Raw genomic sequence first — 13,022 nt, forward strand, 5'->3', positions numbered from 1 at the left:
GTCAGGGCGCGAGCGTGCGGTAGAGCGCCTCGTACCTCGCCGCGCTGCGCTCCCAGCTGTTGTCCTCGGCCATGCCGCGCTCCACCAGCCCGCGCCAGGCGCGCCGGTCGCGGAACACGTCGAGCGCGCGGCGGGTGGCGGTGAGGAGCGCCTGCGGCGTGTACTCGGAGAAGCGGAAGCCGGTGCCGCGGGCGAACCCGTCGAAGTCCTCGACCGTGTCGGCGAGCCCGCCCACCGCCCGCACCACCGGCACGGTGCCGTAGCGGAGCGAGTACATCTGGTTCAGGCCGCAGGGCTCGAAGCGGGAGGGCATGAGGAACAGGTCGGCGCCCGCCTCGATCCGGTGCGCCAGCCCCTCGTCGAAGCCGATGCGCGCCGCGACGCGGTCGGGGCGCTCGCGCGCGGCCCGCGCGAACGCCTCCTCGTAGGCGGCGTCGCCGCTCCCCAGCAGCACCACCTGCACGTCGCGGGCGAGGAGCGCCGGCAGCGCCGCGGCCACGAGGTCGATCCCCTTCTGCTCGGCGAGCCGCGTCACCAGCCCCACCAGCGGCACGTCCGGCCGCGCCGGCAGGCCCACCTCGCGCTGGAGCGCGGCCTTGCAGGCCGCCTTGCCGGCGAGCTCGCCCGGGGTGAAGTGCGCGGGCAGGTGCGGGTCGCGGGCCGGGTCCCAGGCGTGCACGTCGATGCCGTTCAGGATGCCGTGCAGGTCGCGGGCGCGGTGCCGGAGCAGCGCGTCGAGGCTGGCGCCGCCCTCCGGCGTGAGGATCTCGCGCGCGTAGGTGGGCGAGACGGTGGTGAGCGCGTCGGCGAACGCCAGCCCGGCCTTCATGAAGGAGAGCTGGTCGAAGAACTCCATCGCCTCGTAGCGGAACACCTCCCAGGGCAGGCCCAGCGCGGGCAGCACCTGCTTCGGGAACAGCCCCTGGTAGGCGAGGTTGTGGATGGTGAACACCGTCCGGGCGCCGGCGAGCGCCGGGTCGCGCGCGTGCTCGTGGCGGAGGAGCCAGGGCCCGAGGCCGCACTGCCAGTCGTTGAGGTGCAGGATGCGCGGCCGCAGCCCCAGCGCGCCGGGCAGCGCCAGCGCCGCGCGGGTCAGGAACGCGAAGCGCTCGGCGTTGTCGGGGTGGTCGCGCCCGCCGTCGCCGTACAGGCCCCGGCGGCTGCCGAACAGGTGCGGGTGCTCGACGAAGTAGACGGGCGCCGGGCCCCGCTTCACCCAGAGCGCCACCGGCTCGCCCCGCACGTGGAGCGCCGTCCTCACCGGCTGGAGCCCGGCCGCGCGCGGGTCGATCGACCCGTGGCGCGGCGTCACCACCACCACCTCGTTGCCGCGCTCGGCGAGGGCCCGCGGCAGCGCGCCGGCCACGTCCCCGAGCCCGCCCGTCTTCGACCAGGGGCCGACCTCGGAGGCGACGAACAGGATCTGCATCGGGCTCAGTATGGATCTTCCCGCGCCGCTAGCCGGGCATCTTGCGCAGGAACTCCGCGGCTTCCTCGGGCGGGACCGGGTTGATGTGGAACCCGGAGCCCCACTCGAACCCGGCCACCTGCGTGAGCGCCGGCATCACCTCGATGTGCCAGTGGTAGCTCGGGCTCTGCGCGTCGCGGAGCGGGTTGGAGTGGACCATGAAGTTGTAGGCGGGCTTCCCGAGCGCCCCGCCCAGGCGGCGCAGCGTGCTGCCGAGCGCCTCGGCGCACAGCGCCAGCCGCTCCTTGGGCTCGGCCTCGTAGTTCGACTGGTGGCGCTTCGGGACGATCCAGGTCTCGAAGGGGCTCCGCGGGGCCCAGGGGGCGAACACCACGAACTCGTCGTTCTCGAGCACGAGCCGCACCCGCTGCTTCCGCTCCTGCCCCACGATGTCGCAGAAGATGCAGCGCTCCTTCAGGTCGTGGTGGCGGCGGGCGCCCTCGATCTCCTCGATCACCTGCCGCGGCACCACCGGCAGCGCGATGAGCTGCGAGTGCGCGTGCTCGAGCGACGCGCCGGCCAGGTGGCCGTGGTTCTTGAACAGGAGGATGTACTTGAAGCGCAGGTCGTTGCGCAGGTCGAGGATGCGCGCCTTGAAGGCGAACAGCACCTCGGTGAGCTCGGCCGGGGAGAGGTCCTCCATCGACCGATCGTGGTCCGGGGTCTCGACGATCACCTCGTGGGCGCCGATCCCGTTCATCCGGTCGTAGATGCCCTCCGCCTGCCGGTCCAGCTCGCCCTCGATCTTGAGCGCCGGGAAGCGGTTCGGCACCACCCGCACCTTCCAGCCCGGCGAGTTCGGCGGCGCCGACGGCGCCCGCCCCGCCACGTACACCTCGCGCGGCGTCATGCCCTCGTTGCCGGGGTCGAACGGGCAGAGGCCGCCCTGCGGCGCGGGCGCGGCCCGCTGCATGTCGGACGGACGGCGGGCGCGCTCGGTGGCGATGATCACCCAGCGGCCGACGATGGGGTCGCGGCGGAGATCCGGCATGCGGGCCCTAGCCCTCCTCCGCCGGCGCGGCCCCCGGCTCCACCGGCTCGTGGCGCGGCGGGCGCCGGAGCGTCGAGCCCACCGCGGCGCCGGCGAGCATGAGCGTCGCGCCGCCGAGGTAGGGCGCCGCGAACCAGAGCTGGCTGTAGGCGTGGGTGGCGGAGATGGGGCCGGCGATGCGCCCGAGCGCGGCGGCGGACTGGCCGATGCCGAGCGTGCCGCCCTGGTCCTCGGCGCGCGCCGACCGCGAGATGAGCGAGGTGAGCGACGGGGTGGTCAGGCTCGAGCCGAGCGCGAGGGGCACGGTCGCGACGAGCAGGCCCGCCACCGAGCCGGCGTAGGGCAGCGCCGCGAGCGCGGCGGCCTGCAGGAGCAGCCCGGCCACCAGCAGCGCCCGCTCGCCGAAGCGGCGGCTGAGCGGGCCGATGAGGCCGCCCTGGACCACCGTGGCGACCACGCCGATGAGCGCGAACACGTAGCTCACCTGCCGCTGGTCGAGCCCGTAGCGGTGGACCGCGAGGAGCGCGAACGTCGCCTCCATCCCGCTGAACGCGAGGATGGCGATGAAGTAGATGAGGATGAGCCGGCGGATCCCGGGCCGGCTCACGCCGCCGAGCAGCGCCTCGAGGTGCGGCCGGCGCTCGGCCTGGACGTGCGCGGCCGGCTCGGGCAGCACGAAGAACGCCGCCACCCCGTTCGCCGCCGCGAGCGCCGCCGCGGCGTAGCCGGGCGCGGAGAGCGAGATGGCCGAGAGCAGGCCGCCGATGGCCGGCCCGAGCACGAAGCCGAGCCCGAACGCCGCGCCGATGAGCCCCATGCCGCGCGCGCGCCCCTCCGGCGGCGTCACGTCGGCGATGTACGCCTGCGCGATGGCGATGTTGGCGGTGGCGGCGCCGGCGAACAGGCGCGAGACGAGCAGCCACGCGAAGCTCGGGGCGAGCGCGTAGCCCAGGAACCCGAGCGCCGTCATGGCGATCGAGATGAGCAGCAGCGGCCGGCGGCCGTGGCGATCCGAGAGCCGGCCCCAGATCGGCGTGAAGACGAACTGCATGGCCGAGTAGCCGGTCATCAGCCACCCGATCTGCGCGTCCGGCGCGCCGAGCCGCTCGGCGTAGAGCGCCATCACCGGGATGACCATCCCGAAGCCGAGCAAGTCGATGAAGACGATGACGAAGAGGATCGCGAGGGCGGACCGGTTCTTCACGCGGGCGCGAGGATAACCCGGCCAGGGGCGGGGCGCAGGCTTTCCTGCCGGGCCGAGGGCGGCGACGGGAGCGCCTTCGGGTGAGGGGATTGATTCACGCGCCCTGAGGTCGGGGAGTCGCGGGACGGCGGCCCCTACCACGCCACGCGGTCGCGTCCCGCGTTCTTGGCGCGGTACAGGTGGCCGTCGGCGCGCGCGAACACGTCGGCGCCGTCGGCGTCGTCGGGCGCGAGCTCGGCGCAGCCGAGCGACACCGTCACGCGCAGCGCCTGCCCGCCCGCCTGCACCGGCTCGCCGCCCACCGCCCGGCGCACGCGCTCGGCCACCTCCGCCGCGGCGGCCACGTCGGCGCCGGGGAGGATGGCGGCGAGCTCCTCGCCGCCGATGCGCGCCAGGAGGTCCCCGGCCCGCAGCGCGGCCGCGGCCCGGCGCGCCACCTCGGCGAGCGCGACGTCGCCGGCGGCGTGGCCGTGCCGGTCGTTCACGTCCTTGAAGCGATCCACGTCGAGCACCGCCACCGCGAGCCGGGCGCCGCCGCGACGCGCCCGCGCCACCTCGCGGCGGAGCGACTCCTCGAAGGCGCGGCGGTTGGGGAGGCCGGTGAGCGCATCGCGCAGCGCCAGGTCGGCGAGCGCGGCGAGCTCCGACTCCTCGGCGTCGCCGGCCCGCAGGTAGCGGGCCACGAAGGGACCCACCTGCACCCGGTCGCCGGCGGCGAGCCGGTGCACCGCCACCTCGCGGCCGTTCACCCAGGTGCCGTTGGTGGAGCCGAGGTCGAGCACCAGGTGGCCCTCGCCGTCCGGCACCACGCGGGCGTGCCGGCGCGAGACGTCCGACGCGGGCAGCGCCACCGCGCAGGACGGATCGCGCCCGAGCACCACCTCGCCGTCGAGCGGCACCCGCAGGCCCAGCGCGCCGTCCCCGGCCACGAACACGAGGCAGTGGCCGGCCGCGGCGGCGGCGCGCTCCTCCGGGGTCCGGACGCGGGTGGGATCGTCGCCCATGCGACCGCGAGTCTACACCGGGCCCCCGCGCGCCAGGCGCCCGACCCGCTACACCCGCCAGTGGATGCGCTCGAAGTCCTGGTCGGGCACGGTGAGCGTCAGGTAGCCGTACCGCGGCAGCCGCTCCACCTCGACCTCGCCCCGGAGCGCGTGGACGGCGAGGTCGAACCGGTCGCCCGGCGAGAGGCCCAGCGCGGCGAACGGGAGCTCCAGCTCCGCCACCTGCCCGAACGCGAGCCGCCCCAGGGCCTGGCCGCGCCACGCGCCGGGGCGCGGCGCGCCGTCCGGCTCGAGCGGGAAGTCCACCCAGCGCTGGCCGTCGCCGGAGCGCACCGACACGCGCACGTGCGTCGCCACCTCGGCGGCGCGCGCCGGCGACTCGGCCGGGTCGAGCCGCAGGTACAGCGCGGCGAGGTCGAAGCCGAAGCGGAGCACGTGGAAGGCCTGCGCGCCGCCGTACATCGAGCCGCGGTGCTGGCCGGGCCGGTACAGGCCGGCCCCCTGCCACTCGAAGTAGGTCGTCTCCCGGCCGTCCAGGGCCGGCGTGAGCAGCATCACCGGCTCGCGGAGCGGCTTCGCCTCGAGGCCGGCCGGCGCGGGGGCCCCGGCGCGCTTGATGGGCGCCTGCGTCTCCGGCGGCGGGTCCACGCCGCAGAGCAGCGCCGCCCGGTTCACGTGGGCGCGGAACAGCGCGTCGAACTCCGCCGCCTGCTCGGTGGTGAAGTCCTCGCCGTACCACCAGTACCAGTCCGACGCCTCGGCGGCGTACAGGTGCCGGCGCGCGCGGGCGAGCCGCTCGGCGGGGACCTCGCCCCTCTCCTCCGCCTGCGCGAGCGCCTCGCGGACCCGGCCCAGCGCCGCCCAGGCCTCGCAGTCCTCGCGGTGGCCGATCCAGATCCGGAACGAGGCCTCGATCCAGGAGCCGGTGTGGATGCGCGCGATGGGCGGGCCCTCGGCGGCGGCCGTCGCCTCGGACATCGTCACGGTCTCGACGCGGCCGGAGCGCTCCAGCGCGTCGTAGAGCCGGTCGAGGAACTCGTGGCCCGAGCTCGGGTAGTGCTCCCAGGCGTTCTCGCCGTCGAGGAACACGCCCACCGTGGGCGCGCCGGGCTGCCCGTCCCGCACCCACGCGTCGGCCACCGCGCGCACGTGCGCGGAGAAGTCGGCCACCGCCTCGGCCGCCGGCACGCGCGCGTAGGTGAAGCCGATGACGTCGGAGAGCGCGCGATCGCGGAACAGCATCCGGACCTCGCGCCCGGCGCCGGCGGCGACGCGCCAGGGCCGGTACACCGAGCGCAGGCGCGGCGCGGCGGCGGGCAGGGACTGGAGCAGGACGCCCTCGTCGCTCGCCGCCCAGCCCACGCCCTCCGTGGCGAGGATCTCGAGCGCCTCCGGCGAGACCGAGCCCTCGGCCGGCCACATGCCCGCGGGCGGCCGCCCGAAGCGGCGCGCGTGCGAGGAGATGGCCTCGCGCACGTGCCAGCGCGCGTCCTCGGGGTGGGCGAAGCGCGGGGGGAGCGGGATGCCGGGCAGCGCGCGGTGCGCGGCGTCGGTGTCGCAGAGCAGCGGGAGGATCGGGTGGTAGTACGGCGTGGTGGAGAGCTCGACCTGCCCGCGGTCCTGCAGCGCGCGCCAGCGCGGGACGATGCCGGCCGCGATGCGCCGCTGCACCTCGAGCACCGCGTCCACGTCGGCGCGGGTGTAGCCGCGCCCCTTCTCCCGCAGCGCCCGCACCGCGGGCTCGTCGGCCTGCGCGCCGAAGCCCATCCAGGCGAGGTTGAACAGCGCCTGCAGGTCCTGCAGCTCCTGATCGCCGAACGACTGCGCGAGCCGCGCCAGGTCCACCCCGCGCAGCTCGCGCCCGCGCTTCTGGAGCAGCTCCCAGTAGCGCGGCATGGGCTTCACGTTCGTCTCCCAGCCGACCATGAAGAACGAGCGGAGGATCTGCTGGCGCTCCTCGGCGGTGAGCTCGGCGGGCGGGCGCGCGCTCAGCTCGAGCAGCCGGTCGTGCGCGGTGCCCTGCGCGTAGTCCTCGAGCTGCTGCAGCAGCACCGGGGTGAAGTTCACGGTGCAGCGCACGCCCGGGTGGCGCTCCAGCATCCAGGCCATGTCGTGGTAGGCGCGGGTGGCGTGCAGCCGGACCCACGGCATGAGGTAGGCGCCCGTCTCCGGCTCGCGGTACGGGGGCTGGTGCATGTGCCAGAGGAACGCGAGGCGGACGGGCGTCATCTGGCGGGACGGTAGAACGCGGCCGCGCCGCGCGCAACGCGGCCGGTGTGTCTCACCGCCTCCCGCGCCGCGCCGGCCCGGCCCCGGCCCTCGCCGGCGCGGGCGGCGCGCCCGACCCGCGCGGCGAAGCCGCGCCCGCGGGGACCTCGCGCGTGCCCGCGCACGCGGGCGCGCGAGGTCACGGTCCCCGCGCAGCAGGAGTGGGGCCCCGACGAGCTCCGCTCGGCGGGGCGAGGGCGCAGCCCTCGGCGCGATCCCTAGCGTCGGGTGCGGCGACCCGCGCCGGCCCTCGCCGGCGCGGGCGGCGCGCCCGACGCGGTGAAGGCCGGGCCGCCCTCGCCGCGGACCTTCCACTCCTCCCACAGGTTCAGGAGCAGGGCCACGTCGGCCACCGGCACGCGCTCGCGCAGGTGCGGGAACTCGCCCGAGAACGCGCGGTAGAACTCGTGGTAGCGGAGCGGGGTGAAGTAGCGGAGCAGCGTCTCGCGCCCGGCCGCGTCCACGTCGAGGAACTCGACGCCGAAGCCGGCCTCGAGCTCCGGATCGTCGCCCGGCACGGTGTGCGCCACCCGGGCGCGGATGGCGAGCGGCCCGCCGGGCAGCCCCAGCTCCACGAACAGCTCCAGCCCCTCGCGCAGCAGGAACGAGGAGGCGAGGAACACGCCGCCCAGGCCGAGGTTGCGCGAGGTGCAGTGGGCCTCGAACTTGAGGCCGCGCTCGCCCGGGATGTACAGCCGGCAGGGAAGCTCGACGTCGATGCGCTCGTAGCGGCGTGGCTCGGTCACGGTGCGGGTTCCCCTAGCGGAAGATCTTGCCGAAGCCGCGCGCCTTCAGCTCGCCCATCTCCTTGGCGAGCCGGCCCAGCCGCTCGGTCTTGTCGGCCACCTCGCGCTGCAGCCGCGCGATCTTCTGGTCGCGCTCGGCGACCTGCGCGGCGATCGCGTCCTTCTCCTGCGCGGCGCGCTTCAGCGCCTCGCCCGGCGCCGGGGCCGGCACGGGCGCCGGCGCCGGCGCGGCCCGGGCCGCCTCGGCGGCGGCCTCCGCGTCGGCGGCGCGCCGGAGCGCCTCCGCGAGCCGCTCCTCCAGCTCGGCCGCGCGGGCGGCGGCCTGGCGGACCGCCTCGGCCTCCTCGGCGGGCGCCGGCGCGGCGAGCGGCCGGGCCGTCAGCTCCGCCACCTGCGCCTCGAGCCGCTGGATCTCCTTGCGCAGGAGCGCGCCCTCGCCGGCCCGCGCGGCGAGCTCGTCGCGGAGCCGGCTCACCTCGCCGGCGCCGCCCAGCGCGCCCGAGGCGGTGAGCGACTGCAGCCGCTGCTCGATCTCGTCCTTCTCCCAGCGGACCGCCTGCAGCTCGGCCTCGAGCTCCGCCGCCTGGGCGCCGGCCACGTCGGCGGCGCTGCGCGCCGCGGCGAGCTCCGCCTCCAGCCCCGCCGCCGGCGCCGGCCGCGCCTCGGCCGCGGCGGCGCGCGCCTCCGCCGCGCGGGCGGCGGCCTCGGCCTCGCCGGCGCGCGCCTCGGCCGCCCGGACCGCCGCGGCCTGGTCGGCCTCGCGCGCGGCGCCGGCCTCCTCGAGGCCCTCGAGGCGCGCCAGCGCCTCCGCCGCGCGCGCCTCCACCAGCTGCGCCCGCTCCGCCTCGCTCTCCAGCCGCGCCTCCAGCTCGGCCACGCGCGCCTCCAGCGCCTCGCGCACCGCGGCGGCCTCCCCGGCCGCGGCCGACGCGCCGGCCAGCGCGGCGGTGAGCTTCTCCACCTCGCCGGCGCCCGACGCGAGCGCCTGGGCCCGCGCCTCGGCGGCCTCGCGCAGCTCGGCGTCGCGCGCGGCGTCGGCGCGCTCCCGCTCGGCGAGGCGGTCCCGCGCGGCCTCCGCCTCCCCGGCGAGCCGCTCGGCGCGCGCGCGCGCCGCCTCGGCCTCGGCGCGCAGCGTCTCCGCCTCCGCGGCGGCCTGGGCGCGGGCGGCCTCGGCGGTCCGGAGCTCGCCGGCCCGGCGCGCCGCCTCCTCGCGCGCCGCCTCGGCGTCCACCAGCGCCCGGTCGGCCTCGGCCCGGGCCGAGCCCGCGTCGAGGCGCGCCACCTCCTCCGCCGCGCGCGCCTCGGCCAGCGCCTCGCGGCCGCGCTCGGCCTCGGCCTCCAGGGCCGCGACCCGGTCGCGCGCCTCGCGCAGCGCCGCCTGCGCCTCCGCCGCCTCGTGCGCGCGGCCCTCCAGCGCCTCCTCCAGCTCCGGCAGCCGGGCCTCGCCCACCGAGGCGCGCTCCAGCGCCGCCTCCAGCGCGGCCTTGGCCGCCTGCGCCTCGGAGCGCGCCGCCTGCAGCGCCGCCTCGGCCTCCGCGGCCGCCTCGCGCCGCTCGGCCAGCGCGGCGTCGGCGCGCGCGCGGGCCTCGTCCGCCTGCGCCACCGCCGCGGCCTGCGTGGCGAGCGCGGCGCGCGCCTCGGCGAGCTCGTGGGTGCGCTCCGCGATCACCGCCTCGGCCCGCTCCAGCTCCGCCCGCGCGTCCGCCGCGCCGCCGCGCTCGGCGTCGAGCGTCGCCTCCAGCTCCCGCGCCCGCGCGTCGCCCAGCTCGGCGCCGGCGCGCAGCCGGTCCACCTCGGCCTCCACCGCCTCGCGCGAGCGGCGCAGGTCGTCCACTCCCGCCCGGAGCGCCTCCAGCTCGCGCGCGAGCGCGTCGCGCGCGGTGAGCGCCGCGTCCCGCGCGTCGGCGGCGGCCGCGGCCGCCTGCTCGGCGCGCGCGGCCCGGTCGCGATCCGCGGCGGCCTCGGCGAGCACGCGGTCGCGGGCGCGCGCGGCCTCCACCCCGGCCGCGACGGCCGCGTCCAGCTCGGCGCGGAGCCGCTCGCGCTCCTCGGCGGCCTCGTCCCGCTCGCCCAGCGCGAGGTCGCGCGCCGCGAGCGCCTCGGCCCGCTCGCGCAGCGCGTCGGCGGCGAGCGTCCGCGCCGCGGCGGAGGCCGCGCCGGCCGCGCCCTCCTCGAGGAGCGGCCCCGCCGGCAGCGCCACCAGCGTGAAGCCCGAGAGCCCGCAGGGCGCGTCGCCGCACACCGCCACGTACGCCGCCGTCTCGGCGGTCCCGGCGAGCGAGCCGTCCATGGACAGCTCCGGCTCGGCGTCGGCGCCCATCCCGAACACCCAGCCCAGCGTGGCCGACTGCGCCGCCACCTCCACCTGCGGGAAGCGGCCCAGCAGCGCGCCCACGAACGCCTCGTACCCCGGCGGCGCCGCGCGGCGCGGCTCGCCGGCGAGGTCGGCGAGGCCCGGCCCGCCCGCGTCCACCGCCGTGACCAGCCGCCCGCCCGGCGCGAGCAGGCGGGCCAGCGCCGCCGCGAGGTCGGGGTCGGCGGCGAGCGCCGCGCCGTCGGCGAGCAGCACCACGTCGAAGGCGCCGGCGGGCAGGTCCTCGGGCCGGGCGGCGCGGAACTGCACGTAGGGTGCGTGCGGGCCGCGCGCCGCGGCGCCGAGCGCGGCGCCGTCCTCCTCGATCGACAGGACCTCGGCCGCGCCCCGCTCCACAAGGAAGCCGGCGCTCGCCCCCTCGGTGGCGGCCGCCGCGCCGATCTCCAGGATCCGCCGTCCCTCGAGGAGGGGCTCGACGAAGGCGTAGCGCGCGAGCAGCTCGCCGGTGCCGTTCCGGGCGTGAAAGGAGGCCATGGCGCCGGATGGTACACCGGCGGAGGGCCGGTCCGTGCGCGGCGCCGGATCCCGCCGGCCGGCGGGGGTGTGCGGGCGCCCTACCGCCCCTCGCCAGGCGGGGGCGCCTGCCCGGCGGGCGCGGCGGACGGCGGCCCGGGCTGCGGTGCCGGTGCCTGGCCCTGCTCCGGCGCGGCGGCGTTGGCCGGCCCGCCCGCGGCGGGCGGGGCCGCGGCCTTCTCCGCGGCGGCCGGCTCGGTCCGGGCGGCGGTGCGGATCGCGCCCAGGGTGGCGTCCACCGCGGGCTCGAGCTGCTTCAGGAGCAGCTGCGCGTCCATGGCCCGGGACGAGCGGGAGCCGGCGGTGACCCGGAGCTTCTCGGCGGCGTCGCGCAGCTCGGCGGCGGCGCGCTCCAGCAGCCGGCGCGCCTCGTGGTAGCCGGACTCGGCGCGGATGGCGCCGAGCTCGTCGCGCTGCGCGGAGGAGATCCCGGCCAGCCGCTCGGCGCGCCCGAGGTAGCCGAGGCCGCGCTCGAGCCGGGCCGGATCGCCGGTGGCGACCTCCTCCCGCGCCCAGCCGGCGAGCAGGTCGAACAGCCCCTGGTCGAGCAGGCTCCGCTCCTCGAAGGCGCGCTCGGCGGGGAGCGGCTTCCCCGGCGGCGGCACGAGCGGCGCGTAGGCGGCGGCGAGCGCCGGGTCGTCGGTGGCGAACGCCTGCCGCCCGACCGGCAGCATGAGCCCCTTCATCACCACCAGCCGGCCCTCGTCCGGCACCAGGTACCAGGTGCGCGCGTTCCGCTCGGAGGCGAGCCACGCCACCACGCCGGCGAGGCCCAGGATGGCCACCCAGGCGAGCAGCGCCTTCGCGCCGGATCCGGCGCGCGCGCGCGTGGTCTCGTCCGCCATGTCGAATCTCCTCCGGTTGCCTAGAGTGGGGCTACGTGCGAGCGCGGCGGAGCCGCGCCCGCGGGACGGCGCGTGAGCCCGGAGCGAAGCGAAGGGCGAAGCGCGCCAGGGACCCGCGCAGCAGGGGTGGGGCCCCGACGAGCTCTGCTCGGCGGGGCGGGGGCGCAGCCCCCGTTCGAACATGCCTGAGCCATGGCGTGATTCGACGCAGCGAAGCGGAGATCGAATCACGGACCATGGCTCAGGTTCGCGGGACGCCGATGAACGGCAGGTTCCGCATCTTGCCGTCCCAGTCGAGCCCGTAGCCGACCACGAACTCGTCGCCGATGACGAAGCCGCGGTAGTCGATGGGGATCTTCACCTGCGCGCGCGCCGGCTTCTCCAGCAGCGCCGCGATCCGCACGCTGGCCGGCTTGCGGGTCGAGAGGTTCTCGAGCAGGTACCGCATGGTGAGGCCGGTGTCGATGATGTCCTCGACGAGCAGCACGTCCTTGCCGTCGATGGGCCGGGTCAGGTCGCTCGTGATCTGGACGACGCCGGTGGTGCGCGTGCCCTGGTACGAGCTGATGCCGATGAAGTCCACCGACAGCGGCAGGTCGATGGCGCGCACCAGGTCGGCGAGGAAGATGAAGCTGCCCTTCAGCACGCCGATGACGACGAGGTTCTTCCCCGCGTAGTCGCGGGTGACGTCGGCGCCCATCTGCTCGACGCGGGCCCGGAGGTCCGCCTCGGAGATGAGCACGTCGAGGCCGGCGCGGCTGCTAGACATAGGCGTTGTTCATGATCTCCCCGAAGCCGCCGCCCCCGGGGACGATGTACTGGTGGTCGTCGAGCCCGCGCTCCTCGTCCCAGCGCGTGCCGGGGACGGTGGCGAGGACGTCGGGCGGGGACAGGCCGCGGTCGAGGCGGATCGCGTAGATCCGCACGTCGGGGTGGGCCTTCGTCATGGTGCGCAGGTACTCGGGGGTGACGATGAGGTGGATGTTGACGATCCGCCGCGCCTTGCCCGGCACCTTCTTCTTGTAGGTCTCGATGGCGGTCGCGAGCGAGGAGCCGGTCGCGCCCATCGGATCCGGGAACAGCAGGAACGCGTCGTCCACGTCCCCGCCGATCTTCATCCCGCCGATGCCGGCGCCGACGACCTCCTCGTTCTCGCCCAGCATCCGGCTCATGATGATGTGGTCCTGGCGGACCAGCGACGGCTCGAGCGTCTCGTTCAGGAGGTCGTAGACGAGCTGCGACGGGACCGCGCCGGCGCGGGCGATGTTCACCGTCACCGCGCGCACCTGCCGGTCCACCACCTCGCCCTCGAAGATCGCCTGCGGCGAGCTGTCGATCATGCGGGTGGGGACCGCCACCCGGCGCCGCGGGAACTCGTGGTTCATCACGGTGCGGATGAGGTCCTCGTAGAGCAGCCGGACCAGCCGGTTGATGGCCGGCTGGCGGGTGTCCTTCGAGCACAGCGTCGCGAGCGCGCCGAGCAGGAAGGGGTTCGCGACGATGTGGACGTTCTCGCCGTACCGGTGCTCGATCTCGCTCATCCGGTAGGGGACGTGGTCGTAGCTCAGGTCTCGCACGGGCCGGGAGCATAATGCGGGTCGGCCCGGAA

The 13,022-nt window shown here is 77.0% G+C and carries 10 protein-coding genes; all 10 read right to left on the reverse strand.

The genetic code is table 11. The features are described from left to right. Position 1: 1 nt before the first annotated feature. Entirely contained in the window at positions 2-1,429 is a 1,428-nt protein-coding gene (glgA, locus tag ACOQFB_RS20710; protein WP_421610119.1) for a glycogen synthase GlgA, read from the reverse strand. Between the two features lie 28 nt (positions 1,430-1,457). Continuing rightward, the gene (locus ACOQFB_RS20715) at positions 1,458-2,459 is read right to left on the reverse strand and encodes a galactose-1-phosphate uridylyltransferase (protein WP_059437711.1); all 1,002 of its coding nucleotides are present in this window, start codon (positions 2,457-2,459) and stop codon (positions 1,458-1,460) included. A gap of 7 nt (positions 2,460-2,466) precedes the next feature. Beyond that, on the reverse strand, positions 2,467-3,663 hold the full coding sequence (locus ACOQFB_RS20720) for an MFS transporter (RefSeq protein WP_059437710.1): 1,197 nt from the start codon (positions 3,661-3,663) through the stop codon (positions 2,467-2,469). Between the two features lie 134 nt (positions 3,664-3,797). Then, positions 3,798-4,667, reverse strand: a complete 870-nt coding sequence (locus tag ACOQFB_RS20725; protein ID WP_059437709.1) for a diguanylate cyclase — start codon at positions 4,665-4,667, stop codon at positions 3,798-3,800. 48 nt (positions 4,668-4,715) lie between these two features. Continuing rightward, entirely contained in the window at positions 4,716-6,896 is a 2,181-nt protein-coding gene (locus tag ACOQFB_RS20730; protein ID WP_421610118.1) for a glycoside hydrolase, read from the reverse strand. A gap of 257 nt (positions 6,897-7,153) precedes the next feature. Then, positions 7,154-7,681, reverse strand: a complete 528-nt coding sequence (locus ACOQFB_RS20735; RefSeq protein ID WP_059437707.1) for a PilZ domain-containing protein — start codon at positions 7,679-7,681, stop codon at positions 7,154-7,156. Positions 7,682-7,694: 13 nt separating this feature from the next. Further along, positions 7,695-10,529 (reverse strand): coiled-coil domain-containing protein, encoded by a 2,835-nt coding sequence (locus tag ACOQFB_RS20740; RefSeq protein ID WP_494492353.1) that lies wholly within the window; start codon positions 10,527-10,529, stop codon positions 7,695-7,697. Between the two features lie 80 nt (positions 10,530-10,609). Then, complete coding sequence (locus ACOQFB_RS20745; RefSeq protein ID WP_059438491.1) at positions 10,610-11,413, reverse strand: hypothetical protein; 804 nt, start codon at positions 11,411-11,413, stop codon at positions 10,610-10,612. A 241-nt stretch (positions 11,414-11,654) separates the two neighbouring features. Next, on the reverse strand, positions 11,655-12,182 hold the full coding sequence (gene hpt, locus ACOQFB_RS20750; protein ID WP_059438490.1) for a hypoxanthine phosphoribosyltransferase: 528 nt from the start codon (positions 12,180-12,182) through the stop codon (positions 11,655-11,657). Continuing rightward, positions 12,175-12,990, reverse strand: coding sequence for a uracil phosphoribosyltransferase (locus tag ACOQFB_RS20755; RefSeq protein WP_059438489.1), 816 nt, complete (start codon positions 12,988-12,990; stop codon positions 12,175-12,177). Before ACOQFB_RS20755 ends, hpt begins: the two co-directional genes overlap by 8 nt. Between the last annotated feature and the right edge of the window lie 32 nt (positions 12,991-13,022).

It is taken from the genome of Anaeromyxobacter sp. Red801, from assembly GCF_049201065.2.
Classification (GTDB): domain Bacteria; phylum Myxococcota; class Myxococcia; order Myxococcales; family Anaeromyxobacteraceae; genus Anaeromyxobacter.